At 67.8% G+C, this 26,369-nt stretch carries 24 protein-coding genes; 14 read left to right on the top strand and 10 right to left on the bottom strand.

Features of this window, described 5'->3' with window-relative positions:
- Nucleotides 1-21 precede the first annotated feature (21 nt).
- From AC1DHX_RS02815 to AC1DHX_RS02805, 3 genes are all read left to right on the top strand, one after another.
- The gene (locus tag AC1DHX_RS02815; protein ID WP_223915020.1) at nt 22-1,026 is read left to right on the top strand and encodes an aldo/keto reductase family protein; all 1,005 of its coding nucleotides are present in this window, start codon (nt 22-24) and stop codon (nt 1,024-1,026) included.
- A gap of 3 nt (nt 1,027-1,029) precedes the next feature.
- A complete protein-coding gene (locus AC1DHX_RS02810) occupies nt 1,030-1,884 on the top strand; it encodes an SDR family oxidoreductase (protein ID WP_230007270.1) in 855 nt (284 codons plus the stop codon).
- A 166-nt stretch (nt 1,885-2,050) separates the two neighbouring features.
- Nucleotides 2,051-3,184, top strand: a complete 1,134-nt coding sequence (locus tag AC1DHX_RS02805) for a sulfite oxidase (protein ID WP_476860462.1) — start codon at nt 2,051-2,053, stop codon at nt 3,182-3,184.
- 24 nt (nt 3,185-3,208) lie between these two features.
- On the opposite strand, the gene AC1DHX_RS02800 is transcribed toward AC1DHX_RS02805, so the two are convergent.
- The 5 genes from AC1DHX_RS02800 to AC1DHX_RS02780 all read right to left on the bottom strand — a co-directional run bounded on the left by AC1DHX_RS02800 (nt 3,209) and on the right by AC1DHX_RS02780 (nt 8,516).
- A complete protein-coding gene (locus tag AC1DHX_RS02800) occupies nt 3,209-4,090 on the bottom strand; it encodes a cytochrome c oxidase assembly protein (RefSeq protein ID WP_476860461.1) in 882 nt (293 codons plus the stop codon).
- Nucleotides 4,091-4,227: 137 nt separating this feature from the next.
- Nucleotides 4,228-5,007 carry an SDR family NAD(P)-dependent oxidoreductase gene (locus AC1DHX_RS02795; protein WP_223915002.1) on the bottom strand — a complete coding sequence of 260 codons (780 nt, stop codon included), beginning with the start codon at nt 5,005-5,007 and terminating at the stop codon, nt 4,228-4,230.
- Between the two features lie 91 nt (nt 5,008-5,098).
- Nucleotides 5,099-6,973: a DUF4389 domain-containing protein gene (locus AC1DHX_RS02790; RefSeq protein WP_476860460.1), complete on the bottom strand. Its 1,875-nt coding sequence runs from the start codon at nt 6,971-6,973 to the stop codon at nt 5,099-5,101.
- A 155-nt stretch (nt 6,974-7,128) separates the two neighbouring features.
- Nucleotides 7,129-8,184, bottom strand: coding sequence for a zinc-dependent alcohol dehydrogenase family protein (locus AC1DHX_RS02785; RefSeq protein ID WP_018776072.1), 1,056 nt, complete (start codon nt 8,182-8,184; stop codon nt 7,129-7,131).
- On the bottom strand, nt 8,181-8,516 hold the full coding sequence (locus AC1DHX_RS02780) for a hypothetical protein (protein WP_028276886.1): 336 nt from the start codon (nt 8,514-8,516) through the stop codon (nt 8,181-8,183). The genes AC1DHX_RS02785 and AC1DHX_RS02780 overlap by 4 nt, the downstream gene beginning before the upstream one ends.
- A gap of 246 nt (nt 8,517-8,762) precedes the next feature.
- On the opposite strand from AC1DHX_RS02780, the gene AC1DHX_RS02775 reads away from it, so the two are divergent.
- Complete coding sequence (locus AC1DHX_RS02775; protein WP_476860459.1) at nt 8,763-10,292, top strand: amidohydrolase; 1,530 nt, start codon at nt 8,763-8,765, stop codon at nt 10,290-10,292.
- On the opposite strand, the gene AC1DHX_RS02770 is transcribed toward AC1DHX_RS02775, so the two are convergent.
- Nucleotides 10,289-10,798, bottom strand: a complete 510-nt coding sequence (locus AC1DHX_RS02770; RefSeq protein WP_476858087.1) for a hypothetical protein — start codon at nt 10,796-10,798, stop codon at nt 10,289-10,291. The two genes, AC1DHX_RS02775 and AC1DHX_RS02770, sit on opposite strands and share 4 nt — an antisense overlap.
- Before the next feature lie 72 nt (nt 10,799-10,870).
- Nucleotides 10,871-12,595: a serine hydrolase gene (locus AC1DHX_RS02765; protein ID WP_476860458.1), complete on the bottom strand. Its 1,725-nt coding sequence runs from the start codon at nt 12,593-12,595 to the stop codon at nt 10,871-10,873.
- Between the two features lie 230 nt (nt 12,596-12,825).
- Here AC1DHX_RS02765 and AC1DHX_RS02760 point away from each other — a divergent pair, with 230 nt between their 5' ends.
- Together AC1DHX_RS02760 and AC1DHX_RS02755 are read left to right on the top strand one after the other, a co-directional pair.
- Entirely contained in the window at nt 12,826-13,170 is a 345-nt protein-coding gene (locus AC1DHX_RS02760) for a hypothetical protein (protein ID WP_476860457.1), read from the top strand.
- 3 nt (nt 13,171-13,173) lie between these two features.
- Nucleotides 13,174-14,688: an HNH endonuclease gene (locus AC1DHX_RS02755; RefSeq protein ID WP_476860456.1), complete on the top strand. Its 1,515-nt coding sequence runs from the start codon at nt 13,174-13,176 to the stop codon at nt 14,686-14,688.
- Between the two features lie 25 nt (nt 14,689-14,713).
- On the opposite strand, the gene AC1DHX_RS02750 is transcribed toward AC1DHX_RS02755, so the two are convergent.
- Nucleotides 14,714-15,223, bottom strand: a complete 510-nt coding sequence (locus AC1DHX_RS02750; protein ID WP_476860455.1) for a hypothetical protein — start codon at nt 15,221-15,223, stop codon at nt 14,714-14,716.
- A gap of 469 nt (nt 15,224-15,692) precedes the next feature.
- On the opposite strand from AC1DHX_RS02750, the gene AC1DHX_RS02745 reads away from it, so the two are divergent.
- Entirely contained in the window at nt 15,693-16,310 is a 618-nt protein-coding gene (locus tag AC1DHX_RS02745; RefSeq protein ID WP_028276890.1) for a uracil-DNA glycosylase family protein, read from the top strand.
- A 61-nt stretch (nt 16,311-16,371) separates the two neighbouring features.
- Here AC1DHX_RS02745 and AC1DHX_RS02740 read toward each other — a convergent pair whose 3' ends face one another.
- Both AC1DHX_RS02740 and AC1DHX_RS02735 read right to left on the bottom strand, forming a co-directional pair.
- The gene (locus tag AC1DHX_RS02740) at nt 16,372-17,655 is read right to left on the bottom strand and encodes a type II toxin-antitoxin system HipA family toxin (RefSeq protein ID WP_476860454.1); all 1,284 of its coding nucleotides are present in this window, start codon (nt 17,653-17,655) and stop codon (nt 16,372-16,374) included.
- Complete coding sequence (locus AC1DHX_RS02735) at nt 17,652-17,948, bottom strand: type II toxin-antitoxin system Y4mF family antitoxin (protein ID WP_223914978.1); 297 nt, start codon at nt 17,946-17,948, stop codon at nt 17,652-17,654. The genes AC1DHX_RS02740 and AC1DHX_RS02735 overlap by 4 nt, the downstream gene beginning before the upstream one ends.
- 398 nt (nt 17,949-18,346) lie before the next feature.
- Here AC1DHX_RS02735 and AC1DHX_RS02730 point away from each other — a divergent pair, with 398 nt between their 5' ends.
- From AC1DHX_RS02730 to AC1DHX_RS02700, 7 genes are all read left to right on the top strand, one after another.
- Nucleotides 18,347-18,967 carry a hypothetical protein gene (locus AC1DHX_RS02730; RefSeq protein ID WP_476860453.1) on the top strand — a complete coding sequence of 207 codons (621 nt, stop codon included), beginning with the start codon at nt 18,347-18,349 and terminating at the stop codon, nt 18,965-18,967.
- Nucleotides 18,968-19,086: 119 nt separating this feature from the next.
- The gene (locus AC1DHX_RS02725) at nt 19,087-19,830 is read left to right on the top strand and encodes a YcnI family copper-binding membrane protein (protein ID WP_476851858.1); all 744 of its coding nucleotides are present in this window, start codon (nt 19,087-19,089) and stop codon (nt 19,828-19,830) included.
- Nucleotides 19,831-19,971: 141 nt separating this feature from the next.
- On the top strand, nt 19,972-20,667 hold the full coding sequence (locus AC1DHX_RS02720; protein WP_476860452.1) for a FadR/GntR family transcriptional regulator: 696 nt from the start codon (nt 19,972-19,974) through the stop codon (nt 20,665-20,667).
- A gap of 133 nt (nt 20,668-20,800) precedes the next feature.
- Nucleotides 20,801-21,862, top strand: coding sequence for an asparaginase (locus AC1DHX_RS02715; protein ID WP_476860451.1), 1,062 nt, complete (start codon nt 20,801-20,803; stop codon nt 21,860-21,862).
- Between the two features lie 9 nt (nt 21,863-21,871).
- Complete coding sequence (locus tag AC1DHX_RS02710) at nt 21,872-23,287, top strand: aspartate ammonia-lyase (RefSeq protein WP_476899842.1); 1,416 nt, start codon at nt 21,872-21,874, stop codon at nt 23,285-23,287.
- A gap of 27 nt (nt 23,288-23,314) precedes the next feature.
- Nucleotides 23,315-24,898, top strand: a complete 1,584-nt coding sequence (locus tag AC1DHX_RS02705) for an amino acid permease (RefSeq protein ID WP_476859587.1) — start codon at nt 23,315-23,317, stop codon at nt 24,896-24,898.
- 121 nt (nt 24,899-25,019) lie between these two features.
- Nucleotides 25,020-26,336, top strand: a complete 1,317-nt coding sequence (locus tag AC1DHX_RS02700) for an ATP-binding protein (RefSeq protein WP_230008091.1) — start codon at nt 25,020-25,022, stop codon at nt 26,334-26,336.
- The last annotated feature ends 33 nt before the right edge of the window (nt 26,337-26,369 follow it).

Genomic DNA, 26,369 nt, shown 5'->3' with positions numbered 1-26,369 from the left:
AAGTCCGCTACGTTGGAACCCATGGAATTCAGATACCTCGGGAACAGCGGCTTCAAGATTTCAGAAATCACGTTTGGCAACTGGCTGACCCATGGCTCCCAAGTGGAGAACGATGTCGCCACCCAGTGCGTCCGGGCCGCGCTCGACGCCGGTATCAGCACCTTCGACACGGCCGACGTGTACGCCAACACAGCGGCGGAGACGGTCCTCGGAGCAGCCTTGAAGGACGAGCGCCGCGAGTCGCTGGAAATTTTCACGAAGGTCTTCGGCCCCACCGGGCCCAAGGGCCACAACGATCTCGGCCTGTCCCGCAAGCACATCATGGAATCCATCAACGGCTCCCTCACCCGGCTGCAGACCGACTACGTGGACCTCTACCAGGCACACCGCTACGACTACGAGACGCCGCTGGAAGAGACCATGCAGGCCTTCGCGGACATCGTGCGGCAGGGCAAGGCCCTGTACATCGGGGTCAGCGAGTGGACGGCCAACCAGATCCGCGACGGCCATGCCCTCGCCAAGGAACTGGGCTTCCAGCTGATCTCCAACCAGCCTCAGTACTCCATGCTGTGGCGGGTGATCGAGGCCGAGGTGATTCCGGCGTCGGAAGAACTGGGCCTGTCCCAGATTGTCTGGTCCCCGATTGCCCAGGGCGTGCTGAGCGGCAAGTACCACCCCGGCAAGCCTGCCCCTGAGGGCAGCCGCGCCACGGACTCCAAGGGCGGTTCACGGATGATCGAGCGTTGGATGTCCAACGAGGTCCTCACCGGCGTCCAGCAGCTCAAGCCGATCGCGGAGGAGGCCGGGCTGACCATGGCGCAGCTCAGCATCGCCTGGGTGCTGCAGAACAAGAACGTGGCCTCCGCGATCATGGGAGCGTCCCGGCCGGAGCAGATCGAGAAAAACGTCGCGGCAGCCGGCGTGAAGCTGGACGCGGTGATCATGGACAAGATCGACGCCGTCATCGGCTCACTGGCCGAACGCGACCCCGCGCAGACCAAATCGCCCGCCTCCCGCGAGGCCTAGGCCATGACCAACGCTCCCGAGCTTGCCGTCACCGGGTCCACCGGCCAGCTGGGCGCCCTGGTGGCCAGGCTGCTGGCCCAGGCCGGCAGCCAGCAACGGCTCCTGGTGCGGGACGCCGCCCGGGCACCTGAGCTCGAAGGCGCCGTCCCCTTCGTCACCACCTACGCCGAGCCGGAGCAGGCGAAGACGGCGCTTTCCGGGGCGAAAACGTTGTTCATGGTCTCCGCAGCCGAGGCCGAGGACCGACTGCAGCAGCACTACGCCTTCGTCGATGCCGCGGCCGCAGCGGGCGTCCAGCACATCGTGTACACCTCGTTCTTCGGCGCGGCGCCGGACTCCACATTCACGCTGGGCCGGGACCACTTCGCGACGGAGGAGCGCATCAAGGCCTCCGGCATGGACTACACGTTCCTGCGGGACAACTTCTACCTGGACTTCCTGCCGCTGCTGGCCGGCGAGGACGGCGTGATCCGCGGCCCCGCCGGAGACGGCGTCATGGCTGCCGTGGCGCGGTCAGACATTGCCCGCTCGGCCGTCACCGTACTGCGGGACCCGTCCCTGCATGTGGGACGGACCTATGACCTGACCGGCCCGGAAGACATCTCGCTGGCCCGCGCCGCCGAACTCCTGACCGCCGGAACCGGCCGGGCCATCACCTTCCACAACGAGACCCTGGCGGAGGCCTACGGGTCCCGCGCCTCGTACGGCGCCCCGCCATGGCAGGTGGACGCCTGGGTGAGCACCTACACGGCCATCGCCGCCGGCGAACTCGCCGGTCCGACGTCGGCAGTGCATGAGCTGACGGGCCGGGAACCGCTGAGCCTGGCGCAGTTCCTGGCCGAGGCGCACACGCTGTAGCCCCTTGACCGGAAGAGACGGGACCGGAAGGGACGGGACCGGCGCGTCCCGGTGTTGACGGTTTCCGGGCTGCGGCGTAGACCTGAGACCAGGTGATACCTACTAAAACCGGCGGGTCCTTCACAGGAGCGGGACCGGGCCGGTCCGGAAAGAATCGCGGCATGCCATGCCAAAGCAAATGTCCAGACACTCTTCTGTCCTGAAGAGTCCGCGCCGGCAGGCCGGACAACCCCGGGCGCATCCCGGCGAACCGAGCCACGGCCCGCTGACGGCGGAGGAACTCCAGCTCGCCGTGCGGAACCATTCCATGCCGCTCGAGGCCCTGCGGAGCGACACCACACCGCCCGGACTGCACTACGTGCTCACGCACTTCGACATCCCGTTCATCGACGCCGAGCACTGGCATCTGTGGATCGGCGGCGCCGTGCAGCGGTCCTTCGAACTGAGCCTGCGGGCCTTGCTCCGGGCACCGAGCATCACCCTCCCGGTCACCCTGGAGTGCGCCGGCAACGGCCGGTCCCTCCTGCGGCCCCGCCCACTGAGCCAGCCGTGGGTACTCGAGGGCGTGGGGACCGCCGTGTGGACCGGTGTCCCGCTCGCCTACCTGCTGACGCGGGCCGGAGTGGAGGACGACGCCGTGGAGGTGCTCTTCACCGGGGCCGACGCCGGCAGCCAGGGCGGCGTCGCCCAGCAGTACGCGCGCAGCCTGCCGATCGAGGAGGCCTTGCGCCCCGACGTCGTGCTCGCCTACCGGATGAACGGCGCAGACCTGCCGCCTCAGCACGGCTATCCGCTCCGGCTTGTGGTGCCCGGCTGGTACGGCATGGCGAGCGTGAAGTGGCTGACCTCGATCAAGGTTCTGACCAAGCCTTATGACGGTTTCCAGCAGGCAGTGGCGTACCGCTACCAGCATGACGCCGAGGATCACGGAACCCCGGTCACCTGGATCAAGGTCCGCTCGCTCATGATGCCCCCGGGGGTCCCGGATTTCTTCACCCGGAGCCGGATCCTGCCCCCGGGACCGGTGATGCTCACCGGCCGGGCCTGGTCCGGGCAAGGCGCCGTGCAGCGCGTCGACGTCGGAATCGACGGAAAGTGGGCAGCGGCCCATCTGGAGCACCCGGCAGCGCCGTTCGCGTGGTGTGCGTGGTCGATGCCGTGGGTGGCCGATCCGGGCGAACACGAGCTCTCCTGCCGTGCCACGGATGCCAGCGGCGCGGTCCAGCCGCTGGAACCGGAATGGAACTACCAGGGCATGGGCAACAACGTGGTGCAGCGGATCAAGGTCAGCGTGGCATAGCGCCCCCACCCGGGGCGCGGGGACTTAGCGGCCGCGCCGCAGGTGCTCCGCATTCAGTTCATCGAGCTGGGAATCCGTGAGCTCGTCAAAGCCGCGGGCCTCGCGTTTGTCGCTGCGGGAGAAGCGGATGAACATCAGGATGATCAGGGGCAAGTCGACAATTTCGCAGATGAACCACAGGACGTCCCCCGCCAGCTGCTGGTCACGCAGGGCGTTGGGGAACCAGCCCATCGCAGACGGCGTCGTTGCGACGTGATCCAGCACCTGGCCGTTGAGGCGCAGCAGGATCCCGGGCACGGCATCGACCAGCAGCTCGATGAAAACAAACACGAACTCCATGATGAAGAACGCGCTGGAGCGGCGGAAGTCCGCGTCCTCGATGATCGGCAGGGCCATCATCATGCCAAGCAGCGGGACCCCCACCGTCAGGAGCGCCTCGGCCCAAGCGGCTGTGCGGAGGGTGTAGAACGCCGGAGTCAGGAAGGTGGAGAAGAGGGCAAGGCCCAGGAGCGGGGCGGCCATGGAGTTGCCCGCAAACCGCACCGCACTGTGCGCGAGCGCCCTGTTCAGCCGGCCGACGCCGCGCGGCGGCAGGGCCGCCCGGGCGAGGGAAATGGGTTTTCCCAGGCCGATCAGCAGCGGCACCACGAAGAGCAACAGGGAAATCTTGAGCGTGAAGGCCCACCGGAGCTGCGGGCTGTAGACGCCAGGGAACCCGCACGTCAGCACCGTCAGGGACCCAAGGCCCAGAACATAGAACGCCAGCGTCCGCCACCCGGGATGGCGGTGCCCGCGCGCCGCCGCGGCCCTCAGGCCCAGCGCGTACAGCAACGCCGAGCCGCCGATCAGGGCGGCGGCAGCCCAGTCGATCTGCCAGGCGGTGAGGACTATATCAAGGGGCGGCACGGGCTCATGATAGATACCATTTCTTGGAAGACGCCGGGCCCGTGCCTGGCCGGGCGGCCCGGGGCAGGCCTCAGCATCCGTCGTAGCCGGTGAGCACCTTGACCTTGTCCGCCGAGGCGGACGACGGATCGAAGGTGTCAGTAGTCCACGATCGCGCCGGCGGAGATGTTGACGGTCGCGTCCGTGATGGCCGCCGCCTTGTCCGAGACGATGAAGGAGGCCACGTTACCGACGTCCGTCAGCGTGGCCGTCCGGTTCAAATGCGCGGCCCTGGCAATCTCCACTACGATCTCTTCGCGGCCCTCGGCCTGCCACGGGATGGTTTCGATAATGCCGCCGGTGACCATGGTGACCACCCTGATACCGTGTTTTCCCAGTTCCAGGGCCCATTGCCGGCGCAGTCCTTCCATCGCGTCGAGCGCCACCTTGAAGCCGCCCAGGCCGGGGATCGTCTGCGGGCCCGAGCCGCCGAACATGAGCACGACGCCGGAGCGTTGCTTGACCATGTAGGCGGCGGCCGCGCGGGTGGTCAGGAAGTGCGTCCGCGCGGCCAGGGTGATGGGCTGGGTGAAGTCATCCACATCGATCTCCATGAGTGGCTGCTGGATGTCGCCGAATGAGATCACGTTGAAGGAGATGTCGATCCTCTTGCTCTTCTTCGCCACCCGGCTTACGAAGGCATCCACCTGCTCTTCGTCCAGGGCGTCGACGACGGCGGTTTCGGCTGTGCCGCCCGCCTCGCGAATGTCATTGGCTACTTTTTCCAGCCGCGATTCCGTCCTTCCGGCAATGTGCACTGTGGCGCCGTCGGCCGCGAAAGCCCTTGCCACCGCCCCGCCGACCGCCCCGCCGCCGCCATAGATCAGGGCGGTCTTGCCGTGAAGCACGCCGTTTTCCGGAATCCCGATGTTCACCATGGTCGCCTGCCTAGTGCCGCGGAGTACGTGAATTCCCTCAACTATGTTCTTGCGGAGGGCGGGTGGCAAGAGGACCGGGCGCAGCGCGGCATTAGCTTCTGGGCAGCCCTCCGGGTCCGGTCGCTGGTCCAGGCCCGACGGGTCCGGCGGCGGGTCCTCCGGTTCCGAGCGCAGGCCCGGCGGCGGGTCCTCCGGTTCCGAGCGCAGGCCCGGCGGCGGGTCCTCCGGTTCCGAGCGCAGGCCCGGTGGCTGGTCCAGGCCCGACGGGTCCGGCGGCGGGTCCTCCGGTTCCGAGCGCAGGCCCGGTGGCTGGTCCGGGTCCGACGGCGGGTCCGGTGGCTGGTCCAGGCCCGACGGGTCCGGCGGGTCCGGCAGCGGGTCCGGGGGCGGGCCCTCCGGTTCCGAGCGCGGGTCCGGCGTATGCAGGCACCGGCAGCTCGCCCGGATCGACCGGACCCATATCAAGGTGGAACGGCGGATATTCGTCCCGCATGAGGGCAACGTAGGCGATAACGCGGTAGATCCAGCGGTTCAGGCCAAGCAGGAGGTCAAAGAGCCCCCGCTGGTATTGGCCCGTGAACAGCAGGATCACGCCGGCGATGAGGACCAGCAGCCCCAGGAGGGAGATGCCCACACCTTGCTGCACCCACTCGCCGTCCCGGTACTCCCACGTCCTCGCGGTCCCCGTCAGCAGGCTGATAAGCAGCAGATGTGGAATGGCCAGCAGCCAGGACTTCACCAGCACCAGGCCGCGGGACAGCCGTTCGGGATAATCGACGTCGAAGTCCGCCGGGTAATCGGTGCGGGCCAGGGTGAAGGGGGGATAGACATCCGTGCCGATCGCGCTGAACGCGTAGAAGGCCACACGCCAGTTCCAGCGGATCACACCGACACTGAAATTGAACAGCGAGCGCGGGTAGCGCGCCGTGAACAGGATCGCGAACCACGCCACAATCGTGACCACTCCGAAGGCGAACCAGAGGATAAACAGGACGATGAAGTGCGGGATGGCCAGGAACCACTTCACGAGCCACATCCACCGTGACAGGTTCGGGTCGAGGTAGCCGTGGAGGCGGGCGGGGTACACATACGGGGTCGTAGCACCCGGCGCCACCGGATACGGAGTCCCCGGCGGGGCAGCATAGGCCGCCACGGCACCCGGCGGGGCCGCACTGTTCTGCTGGCCGGGGGTGGCCCTGGGCGGGTAGGGACCCGCGGGATACGGCTGGCCGGGCTGGGCCGGCAAGTGCCCGGGAGGGACACCGCTGCCCGTCCCGCCTTGGCCCAGGCCGCCGCGGCCGAGTCCAACGGCGCCCAGCACTATCAGCGGCACGCCGATCAGCAGCATCACAAGTCCGCCGATCAGCAGCCCGATGAACACCGGCAGGAGCAGATCTGTGCGTGCCCCTGCCTGCAGATTCACGCTCACCGGAGACGTCCCGTCGGCATTCATGACCACCACTGCCCAGGATCCGGAGCGGAGGTCCCAGGTCAGTTCCTGTTCCCCCGGGCCTGTGGCAGTCGCGGCCCAGAAGGTCTGCTGCGCCGGATTGGACGGGACCTGGGAGCCGGCCACTTCGCGGTACCGCGCGCGGAAGGGGTTGAACCTGACGTCGACGATTTCGGTGCGCCGGACACCGGCCAGGTACGTCGCGACGTCGGCCCGCGGGGCAATTCCGATGAAGATTTCCTTGCCGGGGTCGGTGGAGGAACCGCGGAGCAGCACGCTGCCCGCAATGTCCACCGGAACGCCGTCGTCCACGCCGCCGCCGGTCATGAGGTCCAGCCGGGGGGTCGTCAGCGCGTAGGAATTGCCTGAGAAAGGCGCTGACGGCGTGATGAAGTACCTGCCGTCACGTTGTTGGTAGTTGACCCAGCCCGCAAAGCCGGCGCCCGCCAACAGTCCCAAACCGACCAGCGCGCACAGCGAGCCGATCACCAGCATGACAATCCGGCCTGCCTTCATGGCCGCCGTCCTTTCAGATGGTCCGTTTGCCACGCCCGGCCGGACGTGGCTTCCGGAAGCTGGCGGCCCGGGCCGCTACCGCCCGAGCGGGATCACGAACGGCTTGGCTTCGTCGATCGCGCCGGCACTGCCGGCGTGGAGGACAACGAGCGCGTTCATGCCGTGATCACGACTTTGAGGGCCTTCGTCTCCGCGGCGCGGGCGAAAGTGTCGTACGCCTCCATGAACTCGTCAAAGGTGAAGTGGTGGGTGGCGAAACTGTCCGCGGGGATCTTTTGCTGTGCCACGAGCTTGAGCAGCATGGGGGTGGTGTTGGTATTCACCAGGCCCATGCTGATGTTGATGTTCCGGATCCAGAGGTCTTCGACGTGCAGTTCCACGGCTTTGCCGTGCACGCCCACGTTGGCCACGGTGCCGCCGGGACGCACGATGTCGGTGCACATCGTGAAGGTCGCCGGGACGCCCACGGCCTCGATCGCCACGTCCACACCCTGCCCGTCGGTCAGGAGCATAAGCTGCTCCTTCCAGTCGGCATCGGATGAGAGGACCACGTCGGTGGCTCCGAATTCGCGGGATTTCTCGAGCCGGTTCGCGTCGAGGTCGACGGCGATGATCGTGGCGGCGCCGTAGAGGCCGGCGGTGGAGATCGCGGCAAGTCCCACGGGGCCCGCGCCGATGACGGCGACCGTGTCGCCGGGCTTGACCCGGCCGTACTGCACGCCGATCTCAAAGCCGGTGGGGAGGATGTCGGAGAGCATGACGGCCTGCTGGTCGCTGACTCCCTCAGGCAGGAGGTGCAGGGAGTTCTCTGCATAGGGGACGCGGACGAACTCGGCCTGCGTGCCGTCGATCAGATGTCCGAAAACCCAGCCGATGCCGGAGGTTCCTTCCTCCCCCAGACAATGGGAGTACAGGCCTGTCTTGCAGTTGGCGCAGTGCCCGCAGGACTTGATGCACGAAATGATGACGCGGTCCCCGACCTTGAGGCTGGTCACGGAGGCGCCGATCTCCGTGATGGTGCCGACCCCTTCGTGGCCCAGGATGCGGCCCTTGGCCACCGCGGGGACGTCGCCTTTGAGGATGTGCAGATCGGTCCCACAGATGGTGGTGGTGTCCACTTTGACGATCACATCGCTGGGATTCTGGATTGTGGGATCGGGGACCTCGGTCCACGATTTCTCCCCGGGACCGCCATAGACGAGGGCTTTCATACGTGCTCCTTGGTTTTGAGGATGACCAGCGGGTCCACGAGGCGCAGACGGCACGGAGTCTCCGTGCCATCGATTCCCGAATACAGCAACGAGGCGCGGGCACGCTCACGGAGTTCCTCGATCGCGGCGGCCGACACCCGGGCATGGGCGAGGTCTAGCACGAGTTCGAATCCGGGAAGCTTGCTTGTGACGCGGCGGCAAACGACGTACAGTGCCCGCACGTTGGCCACGGTCACCACACCATGCACGTCGATCCGAGCTGTTTCGGCGTCGGCGTTCAGGCGGATGAGCACCTTGAGTTTAGGGTCCCCCGAATGGTGATGGATACTCATGTGGCCGTGGTCTCCTGCCTTTTCCTGCTGAAGCCGGAAAGTGCAAACGCCATTTCCTTCCCCAATTCGCGGTGAGACCCGTGCCGTATTTACGTGAAGTGGTTCTTCGCTCGACACGTCCCCCAACTGGCCGTGCAGCAACCTCCCCACACATTCAGCTTGGGGGGCGCTAGTGGCAGAGGTAAGGGGCGAAAGTCCCGTGTGCGCCTGTTGGGTCCTGCGGTGTCGCCCGCCTAGCCTGTTCCTATGCCTGTTCCGCTCGATCCCTGCCGACCCCCGGACCTCGTGCTGGTCTCCGTGCGGCACCCCGGGGAGGAAATATGCTTCGACGTTCATGTTCGCGCCGGGGCCGTGTCAGCGATCATCCCCTCGCGCCCGGGCTCGGGTGCGCTCCCCGCTGCAACCCGGGTGGTGGATCTGGAGGGCCGCTACGTCATTCCTGGGCTGTGGGATGAGCACGTTCATATGACGCAGTGGGCGCTGGCCTCCAACCGGCTTGACCTCTCCAGTGCCGGCTCGGCGCGCGAGGCGGCCGCCGTCGTCGGGGCCCATATCGCCGGGGACACTAGCACCGGGACCGGAAGCGGCGCCGGAGCTCCGGGTCCCGTCCAGACGCTGGTGGGCGTCGGTTTCCGCGATGCCATCTGGCATGACCTGCCCAGTCTGGACCTCCTGGACGGCGTGACGCGCGGCCGGCCTACGGCCCTGATCAGCCACGACCTCCACTGTGTCTGGCTCAACTCCGCAGCGGCCCAACAGTACGGAATGCCGGTGGATGCGGGCGGCCTGCTCCGGGAAGAACCGGCGTTCGCCCTGACCCGGGAGCTTGGCCAGCTGCCGGACGCGGTGGTGGACCCGTGGGTGCGGCAGGCAGGTCAGGCTGCGGCCGCGCGGGGCGTGGTCGGGATTGTGGACTTCGAGATGACGTGGAACCGCGACGCCTGGCTGCGGAGGATCTCCGGCGGCTTCGCTGCCCTGCGGGTTGAAGCGGGCGTCTATCCGCAGGACCTGGACCGGGCCGTGGCAGAGGGGCTGCGGACAGGTTTGGCGGTGGCCGGCAGTGGCGGGCTGCTCAGCGTGGGCCCCCTGAAAGTGCTGATCGACGGCTCGCTCAATACCCGCACAGCGTATTGCGTGGACCCGTATCCGAACGGCGGCCACGGGCTGCTGACCGTGAGCGAGGCGGAGCTGCTCGCCCTGTTGGTCCGGGCCCGGCAGGCGGGTTTTGTGCCGGCGGTCCACGCAATCGGCGACGCGGCCAACCAAGTCGCCTTGGATGCGTTTGAGGCGGCGGGCCTCGCCGGACGGGTGGAGCATGCCCAGTTTGTCCGGAGCGAGGATTTCGCCCGCTTCGGCCGGTTGGGCGTGACCGCGAGCGTTCAGCCTGCGCATGCCCTCGATGACCGGGACGCCGCCGAGGCGAACTGGCCGGGGCGCACGGACCGGTCCTTCCCGCTTCGTTCATTGCTGACCGCCGGGGCGACTCTCGCCTTGGGCTCGGACGCTCCGGTGGCCCCGCTGGATCCGTGGATTGCCATGTCCGCTGCCACGGCGCGGGCCCGGCTGGATGGCCGCGGGCCGTGGCATGCCGAGCAGGCCCTCACGCGGCAGGAGGCCCTCACGGCCTCGACCCGCGGTCGCGGCCGTCTCCGGGTCGGGGACCCCGCCGATATTGCAGTGCTCGACGCCGACCCCCTGACCGTGTCGGATGCGGAGTTTGCGGCCATACCGGTGGCCGCCACGTTAGTGGCGGGACGGTTCACGTGCGGCGGCTAAGCACCTTTGACGCGCGCCTGGACTAAGTTGGCGTACGGCAGGCGGCCGTATTCTTCGATGAACGCGGCATGGTACCGGGCTTCGGCCGCGTTGAGTTGCTCAACGGGCAACTCTTTCCACGCGATGATCAGGGCCCCGGGCACGGCGAGCTGCCAGATGAGCCGCCCGTCCCAGTGGCCCGGCGGCTTGCCTTCGCCGAAGTCGACGAATTCCTGGATTTGCCGGCGCAGTCCGCGGTTGCCCTTGCTTCCGGGGCCGGCTTTGCCCACGAAGAGGACATCGGCGCCGTCCACCCATTCGGCGTCGAGAGCGTCCGCCTTGAGGGTGGGGTTCTTCTTCTTGAAGATGCCGGCGGTGCTCCTGGCCAGGAACTGGGGCCGGAAGCCCTCGGGCCGCAGTACCGCGAAGATCCCGGGCTTCTGCGGGATCCGGTTGATGTCAAGGTCCTGGAGCGGCCGGAAACCGGTGAAGCCGTCCTGTTTCAGCGACTGTGTGTTGATGGGCATGGGTTCCTTGGATCGGGGCTCGTGGCGTTTCTTTGAAGCTTACGGAAGAAGCTCACTCACTGAAGTCCGGGCTCAGCTGCGGGTGAAGGTGCCCAGCCCGGTCTGATCGTAGAAATCAAGCCTGACGCTCGGAGCCGTGCCGCCTCGGGCTGCGGCGTCCGCACCAGGGGCTGCAGCCGCGCCGGGGGCGAAGATTGCCCCGGCAAGACCGTTGGCGTTCTCGCCGATTGATTCAAAGCTGAAGGTGTCGCCGTCAAAATGAGTGAGCGGGAACTTGGTGGTCCTGCCGGCCGGGCCCAGCTCAAGGGTCAGCACGCCGTTCTCCACCGCGACGGTGAGCGGGCCGTAGTAGGAGTTCGTGTAACTGCCGATGTAGAAGTCGTTGCCCTGCGCCGGTTTGGCCTGGGCCGGCGCCTTGGAATAGTCGACTTTCGGCTTCTCCGCCTCATCGATCTTCTGGAAGACGCCCGAGGTGAATCCGATCCAGTCCACTGTCGGGGCGCCGTTCTGGGCCGTGTCCAGGAATGCGGCGCAGATGGCTTCGGGGATGCCCTGCGGCCGGCCATTGGTCAGGGCCACAATGCCCAGCTGCTCGCCGGGGAGCAGTGAGACGGCGGTCGCGGAACCAAGGTTGAAGGCTCCCGAGTGCCCGAGCATCAGCCGGGCGTGGTCGTCGTAGGAGACGTTCCAGCCCAAGCCGTAGAAGCGGGTGCGGGCGCCCGGCGTCGCCGGTGGGCCCGACACGGCGTGCGGGACATGCGTGACACCAAGCGCGTCCGGATCGATAACCTCGCTTCCCTCAAAGCTGCCGTTGGCGAGCTGCAGGCGGATCCAGCGGGCCAGGTCGCGCACGGAGGAACTGGCCCCGCCGGCGGGTGCTTCGGCGTCGGCATCCCGGGTGTATTTGGCCACCCAGGTCTTGTTACCGGCTGGGACGTGGATCAGTGCCTTGTTCGTTGCCTTTTGGTAGTCCGCGTGGCGATAGCTCGTGGATGACATGCCCAGGGGCTTGAACAAGACTTCTTCGGCGAGGTCTGCCCAGGGTTTGTTCATGGCATCGGCGACAGCCTGCGCACCAGCCGTGTAGCCGAAGTTGCTGTAGTTGTAGCTCGACCGGAAGGAGTCCAGCGGCTGCTGGTTGAGGTGGCTGAGAATATAGGACTGGTCGAATCCGAGGTCTTCCAACAGATCGCCCGCCCCCGTACTGAGGCCGCCTTGATGTGACAACAGGTCGGCCGCCGTGGCGTTCCGCGTGACGTAGGGGTCTTTCAGGGCGAAGCCGGGGGTGTGGTTGATCACCGGTTCCGTCCAGGAGATGGCCTTGCGGCCCACGGCCACGGCCGCCACCGTGGAGGCCAAGGGTTTGGACACCGAGGCCAATTGAAAAACGGTATCCGCGTCCACTGTCTCGGGCCGGCCCGATTCCCGCACGCCGAAGCCCTTGGCGTACACCATTTGGTCTTGGTAGACCACGGCCACGGCGACTCCGGGAACACCGGTACTCTCCATCACGCCCTGGACCATCCCGTCCAGCTTTGCCAAGGCGGCGTTGACCTTCTGTTGGTCCAGGAGCGGTTTGACCTGCGGTTCCGGCGCCGGAAGCAGAGACGCCGACGGCGCACCGGAGCCGCCGGAGGCACTGCTTCCGGTACCGGCGGGGGCACTTTGGGCCGTGCAGGCGGCCAGCAGCGGCATGCCCGCTATACCCGCGGCGCCGACGCCGACGGCTTTAAGTAACGAGCGGCGGTCCGAAGGCAGCGAGCTGATACTCGTCGCGATAGATTCCCTCTGGTTCATGGACAATCCTCCGCCCGGTTCCGCCTGGGGCGCAGAGCTAACGCCCTCTCCCATGATGGACCCGTGCCCGTTTTTGAGACAGGGGCGGTGCGCTCGGGTGTGGGTCCTCGGACGCCGGGATCTCGGGGCCGCACCTCCACAACCGCCAACGAATCCCACCAATCCCGCTAACCTCGCGGCCTCCTTCTGGTTGCCCTATTAATGTCCGATCCCCGGAGGAGACTGGATTCATGGACGGCAATCAGGGGCCCGAAGTGGTTCCGGCGGGAGACGGCGACTACGGCTTCGGCCGCGCCGGGAGCAGTGACGGCGGCGTCCAGGATTTGCTCGCATTCTGCTCCCGCGTACTCCGGGACCTGCGTCAGGCCGAAGATTGCGCCGGGATGATCGAGCAATACCGACGGCTTGACGAGTTTCACTCTGCGCTCGACGCGTTGCGGACGCGTCTTCAGCTCGACGTTTTCCTGGGCAGCGTTTCGGGAGTGACGTTGGGATCTGGAAGGTCGCCGATGGCTTCCGAAGCGGTGGAACGGCTCCGGAGGGCCATAAATGTCATAGCCCGCAGGGACACTTAACTCATGGACGGCAATCAGGGGCCCGAGACGATTCCGGCAGACCCGGCACCGGCAACTGCGGGGACCGTCGCTGAACTGGCCCGGATCCTGGCCTTCCTCCCGGCCCCGGACAGCGCTGCCGCACTGATCGACGAGATCCGGGACCTGGAGGACCTGAAGTCCGCCATGGCAGCCCGGCAGGCCCGGCACGCCGTGGCCTTCGACTTGCTCCAGCGCCGCGAACAAGCCCGGCTCGGCGTGCCGGCCGAGAGGCTTGGCGCCGGTGTCGGCGCGCAGATCGCCCTGGCCCGGCACGAATCCCCCGCCAGGGGTGGCCGGCTCCTGGGCCTGGCCAAAGCCCTGATCACCGAGATGCCGCACACCCTCGCCGCGCTCGAAACCGGGCAGCTGAACGAATGGCGCGCCACCCTGCTCGTACGCGAAACTGCCTGCCTGACCGCCGCCGACCGGGCCGCCGTCGACGAGGAATTGGCGCCCGATGCCGGGACGTTCGCCGGGGCCGGTGACCGGTCCCTGGTCGCCGCGGCCCGCACCGCCGCGTACCGGCGTGACCCCCGCTCCGTCACCGAACGCGCCGCCCACGCCGCCAGTGAGCGGCGTGTCAGTCTCCGCCCGGCCCCCGATGCGATGACCTGCCTGACCGCGCTGCTGCCCGTGACCGCCGGCGTCGCCGTCTACAAGGCGTTGAGCGGGCACGCCGACACCCTCCGTGCCGCCGGGGACCCGAGGGGCCGCGGGCAGCTCATGGCCGATGCCCTGGTCGAACGCACCACCGGCACCCCGGGCGGGATCACCGGCGTCGAAATCCAGCTCGTCATCACCGACCGCACCCTCCTCCAGGGAGACGCCGAACCCGCCCGGCTCCCCGGCTACGGCACCGTCCCCGCCGGCTGGGCCCGCACCCTTATCAGCGGCACAAATGGCCCAAAGAGCGGCGAGGGCGGCAGTTCCCGGGGACCCGGCGCCGCGGCCCCGAACACGGACAGAAACGGTGACGGCCGGTCCGGTGGTCGCCCTGGACCGGCCGGCACCGCCGGGAGCGGCGATGACCCCGCGTTCACCCTCTGGCTCCGGCGGCTCTACACCCACCCCGGCACCGGCGAGCTCGTGGGGATGGACTCCCGGGCCCGGCTCTTCCCGCCCGGGCACCGCCGCTTCATCCAGGCCAGAGACGATACCTGCCGGACCCCGTACTGCGACGCGCCCATCCGCCACCTGGACCACATCATTCCCTGGCACACCGGCGGCCCGACCACCACGGACAACGCCGCCGGACTTTGCGAAGCCTGCAACCACACCAAAGAAACCCCCGGCTGGAAAGCACGCCCCGCACCCGGCCCCCGCCACACGCTCCAGCTGACGACACCGACAGGCCACAGCTACTACTCCACAGCGCCCCCCCTGCCGGGCACGCCGCTTCGCCCAACGGCCACATCGCTCCACCGGCGCAAACTCCGGTACGTCGCCATGGCGCCCAAGCGCGCGAGGCTTGCCGCAGCGGCAGCGGCAGCGGCCTGAAACAACCACCTGAAGCTGGCCTGGCTTAGTGCGCTGTGATGCGGGCCTGAGCAAGGTTGGCGAACGGCAGCCGGCCGTGGAACGCACGAAAATCCTGCTGATAACGTGCTTCCGCTGCGTTCACTAGTTCCGGGGGCAGTTCCTTCCAAGCAACCATCAAGGCCTGCGAATCTGCGAGTTGCCACAGAAGCCTGCCACCCCAGTGGCCCACCGGGACACCGCGTCCGAAGTCAGACATTTCCCGGATCCTCTTGCGAAGGCCGCGCTTACCCGTCTTCCCCCCGCCCGCCTTGCCGATATAGAGGACCTCAGCCCCGGCTACCCATTCGGCAGACAAGACGGCCTGAGGAAGAGAAGGATCCTTGCCCTTGAAGTGACCTCCGGCGCTTCCCGCCAGAAACCGGGGCGTAAAGCCCTCCGGCATCAGGACGACGTAGATACCGGGGGCCTGCGGGATCTCATTGAGCTCGAGTTCGGCGAACGACCGGAAACCGGTAAAGCCAGCGGCGGTGAGCGTCTGCATATCGAAGTCCATGACGCTACTTTCGCAGAAACTCCTCGGCGCACGGCTCACTAACCACGGAATTCGATAAACGGGCCTTCTTGGCTTCGGGTTCCGCTGCCCGTTGCAAAACGACCGGTCCCATTCGCGGCTCTTGCCCTCGGCTCCGCCACGCTTCATCGCATCCAGCATGTCAGCGGCAAAGAAAAGCGCCCGACCACCTGGGCGGCGGCGGACGTCAGGCCTGCAGGTACCTTCGCGATCTCGCTAAGAGACGGCTCGGACACTTCCGTGTCCCGAACAACCCGGAGTCATCAGATGGTTACCTGCAGGCGCTTTAAGCCTACGCCCGCCTCACGGCCGTCACCAGAGGGCCGTTGACTCAGGGCAAACCCCCGCGCAGCCCCGGCCGAATAGGTCCCGGCCGAAACACCCCCTGCCGCGAAAGCGTAGAGTGGAGGAAGCCGCCTGATTCTGGACGCCAAGTGCTGAGGGAGAAATCGTGACGATTGACTGGGACGAAAAGAAGACCCTGCTGCAGGAGCCGAACATCGCCGCCGTGACGCAGCTGTGTGACGAACTCATGGAAAAGAAGCCTGGATCCGTGGTCCCGTACATCGACCCCATCCACGACGAGGACGAATGCCGGATCGTCAGCCTGCATATCAGCCCGGGCAAGGGCACCGAATCGGGCTTTGTCTCGCACTTCAACGACGATGAAGCCGCCCGCCGCGCCACCTCCATCTACGAGGCCGCAGAGCTGGACCCCCGCTATGTGATGCCGTGGAACGCCTACCCGTGGATCCGCGATCCGGAGGCATCCTCGGCCCTGAACGTCCAGGAGAAGACGGACGGCCTCCGGCCCTTCCGCCAGTTCCTCAAGATCAACAAGCGCGTCTCGGCCGTTATTGCGCACGGCGCGGACGCCCACTCCTTCCTGACGCTTTTCGAGAAGACCTACCATTCCTCGCTGAAGAATCATGGTGTCAAGATCTACAAGGCCACCGCACTTGGCGGCCGCGCCTTCGCGGTATCTCCGGCCAAGCAGGAAGAGCTCCTCGCCAAGAACGTCGAAGTCTACAAAGACGCCATGCAGCGGGCGGGCATCCAGCACCTCTGAGGCTCCACGCAACGCCGTCCGGCAACGGCATCCGGCGCAAGCCGAGCCGGCGTCGGCGGCATCACCCGGCCAGCAGCCTGCGCCGGTGTTTGAGTTCTTTGACCCAGTCGCGGGTGACCATCGCTGAAAACGGCGATGCTCCGTCGTCGGTCATGGAGCGGAACGCCGTGCCCGCCTGAAGGTCCGCCAGCAGCGGTTCCGAGGCCTTCAGCGCCAGTTCCAGCACCTGGACGGCAGCACGTTCAGTCAGCCCCATCCCCGCTGCCCAGCCCAGGAAGTGCTTCCGGGAAATCCCTGTGCGCTTGCCGTCCAGGGTCAGGGCGAGTGTCTTGTCCCCGTAGACGACCGTGGACGGGATGTCGTATACCGGCGCGATGGACCACTCTCCGGCCGGCTGCTGCACCATGGAAACGTTCTTCGCGTGCAGGTCGCCGTTGCCCGTCAGCCACGCAAATGCCGCCTGGAGGGCCAAATTCCGCACCGCGGGCAGCGGTGCCGCGCAATACGCCGCAAGCGCATGGCACACCTGCCCGTATCCCACGTTGTACTTGTCCGCAGGGTATAGGCCCAGCACCTGCGCACCGTCCTCGACGGCGAGCCGCTGCACGGCCCGCGGCGACCTGGCCGCCGCCTTGGGCCCCGACACGCCGGCGACAGGCCCACCGGATGCAGTGCCACTGGCTAAAGGCACCCGGTCGAAGCGTTCCACGAGCAACCCGGGCCGCCCGGCGACGTCGCGGATCAGCTGGACCCGGCTCAGAGGGATCCGCAGCCGCGCCGCGTACCGGAACATCGCGTACTCGTTTTCGACGACGTGCGGGAACTCGGGCGCGTTGAGTTTGAGGATGTAGCGCCGGCCGGCGCTGGCCACCGGCATGGAGATCATTCCAGCGGACAGCTTGTCCTGTACCCCCGCCAGGGCCACCGGGTCGATCAGCCCGGAGTCGCCCAGCAGGGCCTCGAAATCTACGGGCGTTGCGGGGTCAAGCTCGACGGCGTGCTCGTCCGGGTCCAGCTTCTCGCCATGGCCGACGATCTGCACATCACCCACCGGGTTGGCACCGGCCGCGATGAGCAAGGACAGCTCATCATCCACGCTGGTCTTGATGGAACGGCGCAACGCATTCAGCCGCCGGCCCTCCGGCAGAAGCCCGGTGAAATACGGCGGGGCTGCCCCCGCCGCGGACAGTACGGGTTCCGGCGTTAGCGGCAGGGAGCTCGCGACGGCGGGGCCCCCGGACGCCAGATATGCCGGCAGGTAGCTGAACCTGGTGCCGCCGTCGTGCCGCTCCAGCCGGGCCGCCAGCACGCCGGCCTTGTAGATATCCGCGATCCGGTGCCTCATGGCCGGGCTTCCGGCCCGTCCCGCAGTTCACCGTCGGCCCGCAGGCCGGCCACCGGGCCTGCGAGGGCACGGGCTGCGGCGCTGGTCCGGGTCTGGACCCGGAGTTCCAGCCCCAGCGTGTCCAGGAGCGCCAGCAGGGAGTCCAGCTGCACCGTGCGTTTTCCCTGTTCGACGAACCGGACGAAGCGCTCTGAGACTCCGGCCAGTTCGGCCAGCTCACGCTGGCTCAGGCGGAGCGACCCGCGCCGGGCCCGGGCCTCGGCAGCGAGTTCGCCCGGAAATGCGTTCCCCATGGCCACCTCCCGTTGATCAAGATACGTCCGAGGGTCCGGCGTTCGTGCGTACGAACCTGCGGGTTCGAACTCTGTGTGCGTACCAACCTGTGGGATCGAACCCTGTGGGCCCGAACCGTGGCGGTACGAACGTGCCGCTTTGCAGGCATTTCCAGTATAGGACGGGCCAAGATGCCTGCACAGGGCTATAACGGCACGTACGTACCGGCGCACTGGGCAGGCAGGGGCAACTGCCGGCGACCGAAGGCACCCGCCATCACTGCACGGCTGGCGCAGCCCTGCCTCCACAGATTGGGCGGTTCAGCCGCGCGCGGGCGTGACGGTTCGCAATGGCCCGTAGGATTTAAGGGACTTAAGCGACAACCAGACCCCACGGAATCCGGAAAGGACTGCACACGATGACGCGCGCTCCCTTCCGGCTGTTCCGCACAGGTCTGATCGGATCCATCATCGTGGCGCTGGCAGCCGGCGGCCACCTGGCCGGCGGCGGACGTCTGCCCGAGCCGGCGATCGTGACGGCGTTGTGTGCCGTGGCGATGGTCCCCGTGGCCGTACTGACCCGCGTCCGACTGTCCTTTCCGGCCCTGGCCGGCCTGCTCGGCGTAGGGCAACTGTGGCTGCACTGGTCCTTCGGCGCCTTGTCCTCAGGGGCGCCCGCGGCCCTCCAGGCCCGAATGGCTGCGGGTCATTCGGGCCATCCGGGCCATTCGGCGGCTGCCATTGCCCCGGCGATGCCCGACCCTTCCATGGCGGTTTCGGCGGCCGACATGGGCGGAGCCATGTTCGCCGCACACGCGATGGCGACGCTCGGCACGGCACTGTTGCTCGCCCGCAGCGAGCAGGCTCTGTCCGCACTTGCTTCCTGGCTGCGCCCGCTCGTGCGGCTGCCCCAGCCCTCCGCCGCCGCGCCCCTGCGCGTACCCCGCCCCCGCGCGGTCAACCTGGTCCTCCCCAAAGCCCGGGCTGGCCTTCGCCTGCCGGCCAGGCGCGGACCTCCGGAGCTGTCGCCCGCCGCCTGACATCATTCCCTTTCACATATGGACGGGGACAGCAGGTGGCCACCCCACTGCTACCGCCGGAAGGACAACGCACCGGACGGCTCCCCACCTGATATCCGTTAGTGAAAGGCACCCTTGCCATGAAGTCCCCCCTTCGCCGTACCCTCAAAACTGCCGCTGCCGCCACGATGACCGCGGGCCTGCTCGCCGCCGGCGCAGCAGCCGCCTCCGCCCACGTCCACGTCGACACCGATGATCCGGCCGCGGGCGGATACAGCCACCTGACGTTCAATGTCCCCAGCGAGTCCGAGTCGGCCAAGACCAGCAAACTCGAAGTCACGCTGCCCACGGACACCCCGTTCACTTCGGTGTCGGTGAAGCCTGTCGAGGGCTGGAAGGCCGTCATCACCACGAGCGACCTGCCGAAGCCGATCACGATCGCCGGCGCCACGGTCACCAAGGCCCCGAGTTCCGTGGTCTGGACCGCGGACGAGGCCCACCAGATCGGACCGGACGAGTACCAGGCCTTCTCACTGTCCGTCGGCGTCCTGCCGGACGCGGGAACCACAGTGACGCTGCCGACGGCCCAGACGTACACCGATGGAACCGTCGTCAAGTGGGACGAGAAGACGGTCGAGGGCCAGGCCGAACCCGGGCACCCGGCACCCTCCTTCGTGACCACGGCCAAGGACGCCGACGCCCACGGCGCAGCCGTCCCCGCCGCAGCCACGACGACCGCACCCTCGGCGCCCCCGGCAGCGGCAGCGGGCATGTCCAGTGACGGCGGATCCGCCGCCGGCTGGATCGGGCTGGCCGCAGGGCTGATCGGACTGGCCGCGGGCGTCACCGCGCTGGTCCGCACCCGCCCGTCCAAGGTCCAGTAGTCCCGGCCAGCAGCCCGGACACAAACCCAGGCAAGTAGGCCGCCGCCGGAACTCCGGCCCGAGCGGCGACGGCGGCCCCGGACCCCCCGGGGCCGCCGTCATACTTGACACCCCGGTGTGATCCCTGCCATATTTTAAAGCGTGAACCTGTCAGACAGCCGGACAGCAGGACAGCCATTGGCTCGCCTCAGTGCCGCCGAAGCCGTTTTCAACGTCCTCCGCACCGAGATTGAATCCGGCAGGCTCGGCATCGGCGCCAAGCTGAGCTCCGAGGCCACTCTTGCCCAGCAGTACGGCGTGAGCCGCTCCGTGATCCGGGAGGCCCTGCGCTCCTGCACCGCCCTGGGCTTGACGGTCACCAAGACCGGGCGGGGCACGTTCGTCGTCGCCAACCGCGTGGCAAAGGACCTGGTCCTGGGCCAATACTCGGCCCGCGACCTCACGGAGGCGCGTCCCCATATCGAGGTTCCCGCCGCCGGACTGGCTGCAGAACGCCGTTCGGCCGAGGAGCTGGCAACGCTGCGCGACATCGTCGCCGCGATGAGCGGCGAGGACGACCCCGAAGTCTGGGTGGGCCTGGACTCCAGCTTCCACGCGTTGATCGCGCGGGCCAGCCGCAACAAGGTCTTCGAGAACGTCGTCGCGGACATCCGGGACGCCCTCGCCCACCAGTCCGAGACCCTGAACATGGTGGCGGACCGCCAGCACGCGTCCGACGAGGAGCACCGGCGCATCCTGGCCGCGATCGAAGCCGGCGACGCGGCGACGGCGCGCATCGCCATGAGCCGGCATCTGCACGCCGTTGGCATTGCCCTCGACTCGATCCTCAACGCCTGACGTCAGGCGCCTGGTGCCTGGTGCCTGGTTCCGTCAGCAATGCCGGAAGCAATCTGGTCAGCACCGGCAAAACCAGCACCAACACAGTGACCAGCCACCACAACCGCATCAAACGCCACCGCCAAAGGACGCAATGACTTCCCCTGCCCTCGACAACACCCCGACCCCGCTCGCCCCGGAGTGGCTGCCGCAGCACGTCCCGCTTGCGGTCCAGACCCGGGACGGGCTGGTCGAGAGTGTCCACTACGGCTCGGTCATCGCCACCGCAGCGGACGGCCAGATCCTACTCACTGCCGGGGAGCCCCTCGCCCCGTTCTACCCGCGGTCCGCCCTGAAGCCCCTGCAGGCCGTCGCCATGGTCCGCGCCGGGCTGGACCTCCCGGACGAACTGCTCGCCCTCGCCGCCGCCAGCCATTCCGGCGCAGCCAGCCACCGTGACGGCGCCCGGCGCATCCTGGAGCTGCACGGCCTGACGCCAGCGGACCTCGAGAACAGCACCGATCTCCCCTACGGCGCCCGCGAACGCGAAGACTGGCTCGGCGGCGGCGGCCGGGCCACCCAACTGACGCAGAACTGTTCCGGAAAGCATGCCGCCATGGCGGCCACCTGCGTCATCAACGGCTGGCCGGTCCAGGGCTATCTGGACCCGGCGCACCCGCTGCAGCAGCTGGTGGCCCAGACCGTGGCGGACCTCACCGGTGAAGACCCCCAGCGCACCACCACTGACGGCTGCGGCACCCCGCTCTTCGCGCTCACGCTGCGCGGCATGGCCCGCGCCTTTGGCCGCCTGGCCGCGGCTGCCGCGACCGGATCCGGCGAAGCGGAAGCCGCCGAAGCGGAAGCCGCCGTCGGCCGCGCCATGCGCCGCCACCCCGAGATGGTTGCGGGCGAGGACCGGGACGTCACCGCGCTGATGCGCCTGGTCCCCGGCCTGCTCGCCAAGGACGGCTTCGAGGGCGTCCAGCTGGTAGGCCTCCCGGACGGCCGCGCCCTCGCCGTGAAGGTTTCCGACGGCGGAGACCGCGCCCGGATGCCCGTCACCGTCCGGGTCCTGGCCGCGCTCGACGTCGACACCTCCCCCTTGGCGCGCCTCGCCGCTACCCCTGTGCTGGGCGGCGGCCGGCCCGTCGGGCTGCTGCAGGCCACCGATTTCCTCGCTGACCCCAAGATCTCCCACGCCCCCAAAGACCTGTAAGGGACCGCCATGACCTCGCTCGACGAACGCGCAGAATTCCGCTCCGAACACGACCTCCTGGGTGACCGGGATGTTCCCGCCGGCGCCTACTGGGGCGTCCACACCCTCCGGGCCGTGGAGAACTTCCCCATCACCGGCCAGCCACTGTCCTCCAACATGCACCTGGTCCGCGGCCTGGCCGCCGTGAAACTCGCCGCCGCCCGCACCAACCACGAGCTCGGACTGCTCGACGCCGGGCGTGCCGCCGCCATCGGGCAAGCCTGCACCGAGGTCATGAACGGCAAACTCAGCGAGCAATTCGTCGTCGACGTCATCCAGGGCGGCGCCGGGACCTCCTCGAACATGAACGCCAACGAGGTCATCGCCAACCGGGCCCTGGAAATCCTCGGGCACCCGAAGGGCGACTACGCCCGGCTGCACCCCAACGACCACGTCAACCTCAGCCAGTCCACCAACGACGTCTACCCCACCGCGGTCAAGCTCGGCACGATCTTCGCGGCCCGGGAACTGCTCCAGGCCCTCACCGAGCTCGAAGACGCCTTCGCCGCAAAGGCCCTCGAGTTCCGCACGGTGGTCAAGATGGGCCGCACCCAGCTCCAGGACGCCGTCCCCATGACCCTCGGCCAGGAGTTCGGCACCTACGCCGTCACGATCGGCGAGGACCGGCTCCGCCTGGCCGAGGCCGACCTGCTGATCCACGAAATCAACCTCGGCGCCACCGCGATCGGCACCGGCCTGAACGCCCCCGCCGGATACGCCGAGGCCGCCTGCCGGCACCTGGCCGAAATCACCGGCCTGCCGCTCGTCACGGCCGTGGACCTGATCGAGGCCACCCAGGACGTCGGCGCCTTCGTGCACCTCTCCGGCGTGCTCAAGCGGGTCGCCGTGAAACTCTCCAAGATCTGCAACGACCTCCGGCTGCTCTCCTCGGGCCCGCGCGCCGGCTTCGGCGAGATCAACCTCCCCGCGGTGCAGTCCGGCTCCTCGATCATGCCCGGCAAGATCAACCCGGTCATCCCGGAAGTGGTCAGCCAGGTGGCCTACGAGGTGATCGGCAACGACGTCACCATCACCATGGCCGCCGAGGCCGGCCAGCTCCAGCTCAACGCCTTCGAACCCATCATCGTCCACAGCCTCCACAAGAGCATCTCCCACCTCGAAGCCGCGTGCCGCACCCTCACGGCCCGCTGCGTCCGGGGCATCACCGCCAACACCGAACACCTTCGCCTCACCGTGGAACAATCCATCGGCCTCGTCACCGCCCTGAACCCGCAACTGGGCTACGCCACAGCCACGGCCATCGCCCAGGAAGCCCTCGCCACCGGCAAGGGCGTCGCGGAACTAGTCCTCGAACACGGCCTGCTCACCGACGAGCAGCTCACCGAGCTCCTCAGCCCGCACCGCCTGGCCAACCTGAGCAAGTAGCGCCCCTCCGAACCCCGAAGGACCCCCATGACTTCTCCTGACACTGCCCGCGCCCAAAAACTGCCCGCTCAACAGCAGACCCAGCCACAATCCGCCGTCACCGACCACACCATTCCGGCGCATGCCCACGCCTCGGGGGCTGCGCTCCACGCCGAGGACCAGGGCTACCACAAAGGCCTGAAACCCCGGCAGGTCCAGATGATCGCGATCGGCGGCGCCATCGGCACCGGCCTGTTCATGGGCGCCGGCGGCCGGCTCGCCACCGCCGGTCCGGCCCTGATCATCAGCTATGCCGTCTGCGGGTTCTTCGCCTTCATGATCCTGCGCGCGCTCGGCGAACTCGTGATGCACCGGCCCTCGTCCGGCTCGTTCGTGTCCTACGCCCGCGAATTCTTCGGCGAGAAGGCCGCGTTCGTCACCGGCTGGCTGTACTGGCTGAACTGGGCCATGACCGCGATCGTGGACATCACCGCCGTCGCGCTGTACATGAACTTCTTCAAGAAATACTGGGCGCCCATCGCGGACGTGCCGCAGTGGACCTGGGCGCTGGCGGCCCTGATCCTGGTCCTGGGCCTGAACCTGATCAGCGTCAAGGTGTTCGGCGAGCTGGAATTCTGGTTCGCGCTCATCAAGGTCGTGGCGCTCGTGTCCTTCCTGCTCGTCGGCATCTACTTCGTCATCTTCGGCACGCCCGTGGCCGGGCAGGAGGTCGGCTTCAGCCTCATCGCGGACAACGGCGGCATGTTCCCCAATGGCCTGCTGCCGGCCATCGTGGTGATGCAGGGCGTCGTGTTCGCCTACGCCTCGATCGAACTGATCGGCACCGCCGCCGGCGAGACCGAAAACCCCGAAAAGATCATGCCGCGGGCCATCAACACGGTGATCGTGCGCATCGCTGTGTTTTACGTCGGCTCGCTCGTGCTGCTCTCCCTGCTGCTGCCCTACAGCTCCTACAAGGCCGGCGAAAGCCCCTTCGTGACATTCTTCGGCTCCATCGGGGTCGACGGCGTGGACGCCATCATGAACCTCGTGGTCCTTACCGCGGCGCTGTCCTCGCTCAACGCAGGCCTTTACTCCACCGGCCGGATCATGCGCTCGATGTCTATTTCCGGTTCCGCGCCGAAATTCGCCGGCCGGATGAATAAGTCCGGTGTCCCCTACGGCGGCATCGCCCTCACTGCCGCAGTGGCTGTCCTGGGCGTGATCCTGAACGCCGTGGTCCCGGCCGAGGCCTTCGAGATCGTCCTGAACGTCGCATCGCTCGGCATCATCAGCACCTGGGCCATGATCGTCCTGTGCCAGATGCAGCTCGCCCGGCTCGCAGCCCGCGGAGAACTGCTCCGGCCCGCGTTCCGTATGCCGGGCGCACCCGTCACGGGCTGGATCACCCTGGCCTTCCTCCTGGCGGTGCTGGTCCTCATGGCCTTCGACTCGCCAGTCGGAACGTGGACCATCGCCTCCCTCGCGGTCATCATCCCGCTGCTGATGCTCGGCTGGCGCCTCTGCCGGCACCGCATCCTGGAGATCGCCGCCGTCCGCGACGGGTTCACCGGCCCGTATCCGCTCGTGGCCACCCGACCCGTGCGTGGGACCGGCGGGGATTCGGAGTAACATCCCGGCAGTCCGGGTCCGCGTAACGCAACGTCCCCGCAACCTCTCCTGCACGTGGTTCGCATATGCTCAGCGGACAGACTCAACATGGCTCAGCGACGAACCACCCGGGAGACAGCTCATGACCAATTGGCGGATCAGGGATTTCCATTCGGCCGATCTTGACGGGATCCTGCACCTCTGGGAATCCCTCAAGGCCACCAACGTCGAGCCGGTCTACGCCCTCTCCGAGGTGCTCGCCTCCTGCGAAAAGGACCACGCCGTCGTCGCTGTGCAGGGCGAGCAGGTGGTGGGCGCCGCCGTCGGACGCGCCGCCCACGACCAGGGCTGGATCGTCTTCCTGGCCACCCTGCCCGATTACCGGGGCCGCGGCATCGGCACCTCGCTGCTGGCCTCAGTCGAGAACCGGATGGCCCCGCACGGGCTCAACAAGCTCTCGGCCCTGATGCCCGAATCCGAAACCCGGGTGGAGGCCTTCCTGAGCCGCGGCTTCGCCCTGAAGAAGAACCTGCGCTACTTCGAGCGGAAAATCCCGGTCCAGCGCCAGGAACTCGAGCCGCTCAGCCAGCTCGGTGGCCGGATCCTGGCCCGCGACCTCTGGGAAAACGTGGCGGGCATGCGCAACGAGAAGGAACTGCTGGAACGCCGGCTGGTCCTTCCCCTCGCCGAGGCCGACCTCGCCGACGAATACGGGGTGGTGCCGCCCCGGGCGGTGGTCCTCTTCGGCCCGCCCGGTACGGGCAAGACGACCTTCGCCAAGGCCATCGCCTCCAGGCTGGAGTGGCCGTTCGTGGAGGTATTCCCCTCCCGGCTGGCCTCAGACCCCAAGGGGCTGGCCGGGGCGCTGCGCGAGACCTTCCTGGAGATCGCCGAACTCGAGCACGCGGTCGTGTTCATCGATGAGGTGGAGGAGATCGCCTCCCAGCGCTCCGGCGAACCGCCGTCGCCCCTGCAGGGCGTCACCAACGAACTGCTCAAGATCATCCCGGCCTTCCGCGAACAGCCCGGCCGGCTGCTGGTCTGCGCCACCAACTTCATCCGCGCCCTGGACTCCGCATTCCTGCGGCACGGCCGCTTCGACTACGTCATCCCGATCGGCCTGCCGGACCGCCAGGCCCGCGAGGCCATGTGGCAGCGCTTCATCCCTGCCACCGTGGTGGACGACGTCGACGTCGAGCTGCTGGTGGACCGCACCGAGGGGTTCTCCCCCGCGGACATTGAGTACGCGGCCCGCAGCGCCTCCCAGCGGGCGCTGGAAAAGGCGGTGTACGACGACGGCGGCGCGGCGTCCGGCGGCAGCGCCTCAGTCCGCGAAGCCGTCCGGAAGGGTCCGGCCACCCAGGACTACCTCGACGCGATCGCCGACACCCGGACCACCGTCAGCGCCGAAGTGCACCAGCAGTTCCTGGAGGACATCGACGACCTAGGGCGCGTGTAGGGGAAGCAACGCGGGGTCAGTTACGGCCCATGT

Source organism: Arthrobacter sp. 05N33_2 (genome assembly GCF_056397425.1).
This window is presented reverse-complemented; position numbering and strand designations above follow the sequence as displayed.

Excerpts from the sequence above, each read along its gene's own strand:
- AC1DHX_RS02815 (WP_223915020.1), top strand. The coding sequence starts at position 22 with ATGGAATTCAGATACCTCGGGAACAGCGGCTTCAAGATTTCAGAAATC.
- AC1DHX_RS02810 (WP_230007270.1), top strand. The coding sequence starts at position 1,030 with ATGACCAACGCTCCCGAGCTTGCCGTCACCGGGTCCACCGGCCAGCTG.
- AC1DHX_RS02805 (WP_476860462.1), top strand. The coding sequence starts at position 2,051 with ATGCCAAAGCAAATGTCCAGACACTCTTCTGTCCTGAAGAGTCCGCGC.
- AC1DHX_RS02795 (WP_223915002.1), bottom strand. The coding sequence starts at position 5,007 with ATGGTGAACATCGGGATTCCGGAAAACGGCGTGCTTCACGGCAAGACC.
- AC1DHX_RS02790 (WP_476860460.1), bottom strand. The coding sequence starts at position 6,973 with ATGAAGGCAGGCCGGATTGTCATGCTGGTGATCGGCTCGCTGTGCGCG.
- AC1DHX_RS02785 (WP_018776072.1), bottom strand. The coding sequence starts at position 8,184 with ATGAAAGCCCTCGTCTATGGCGGTCCCGGGGAGAAATCGTGGACCGAG.
- AC1DHX_RS02780 (WP_028276886.1), bottom strand. The coding sequence starts at position 8,516 with ATGAGTATCCATCACCATTCGGGGGACCCTAAACTCAAGGTGCTCATC.
- AC1DHX_RS02775 (WP_476860459.1), top strand. The coding sequence starts at position 8,763 with ATGCCTGTTCCGCTCGATCCCTGCCGACCCCCGGACCTCGTGCTGGTC.
- AC1DHX_RS02770 (WP_476858087.1), bottom strand. The coding sequence starts at position 10,798 with ATGCCCATCAACACACAGTCGCTGAAACAGGACGGCTTCACCGGTTTC.
- AC1DHX_RS02765 (WP_476860458.1), bottom strand. The coding sequence starts at position 12,595 with ATGAACCAGAGGGAATCTATCGCGACGAGTATCAGCTCGCTGCCTTCG.
- AC1DHX_RS02760 (WP_476860457.1), top strand. The coding sequence starts at position 12,826 with ATGGACGGCAATCAGGGGCCCGAAGTGGTTCCGGCGGGAGACGGCGAC.
- AC1DHX_RS02755 (WP_476860456.1), top strand. The coding sequence starts at position 13,174 with ATGGACGGCAATCAGGGGCCCGAGACGATTCCGGCAGACCCGGCACCG.
- AC1DHX_RS02750 (WP_476860455.1), bottom strand. The coding sequence starts at position 15,223 with ATGGACTTCGATATGCAGACGCTCACCGCCGCTGGCTTTACCGGTTTC.
- AC1DHX_RS02740 (WP_476860454.1), bottom strand. The coding sequence starts at position 17,655 with ATGAGGCACCGGATCGCGGATATCTACAAGGCCGGCGTGCTGGCGGCC.
- AC1DHX_RS02735 (WP_223914978.1), bottom strand. The coding sequence starts at position 17,948 with ATGGGGAACGCATTTCCGGGCGAACTCGCTGCCGAGGCCCGGGCCCGG.
- AC1DHX_RS02730 (WP_476860453.1), top strand. The coding sequence starts at position 18,347 with ATGACGCGCGCTCCCTTCCGGCTGTTCCGCACAGGTCTGATCGGATCC.
- AC1DHX_RS02725 (WP_476851858.1), top strand. The coding sequence starts at position 19,087 with ATGAAGTCCCCCCTTCGCCGTACCCTCAAAACTGCCGCTGCCGCCACG.
- AC1DHX_RS02715 (WP_476860451.1), top strand. The coding sequence starts at position 20,801 with ATGACTTCCCCTGCCCTCGACAACACCCCGACCCCGCTCGCCCCGGAG.
- AC1DHX_RS02710 (WP_476899842.1), top strand. The coding sequence starts at position 21,872 with ATGACCTCGCTCGACGAACGCGCAGAATTCCGCTCCGAACACGACCTC.
- AC1DHX_RS02705 (WP_476859587.1), top strand. The coding sequence starts at position 23,315 with ATGACTTCTCCTGACACTGCCCGCGCCCAAAAACTGCCCGCTCAACAG.
- AC1DHX_RS02700 (WP_230008091.1), top strand. The coding sequence starts at position 25,020 with ATGACCAATTGGCGGATCAGGGATTTCCATTCGGCCGATCTTGACGGG.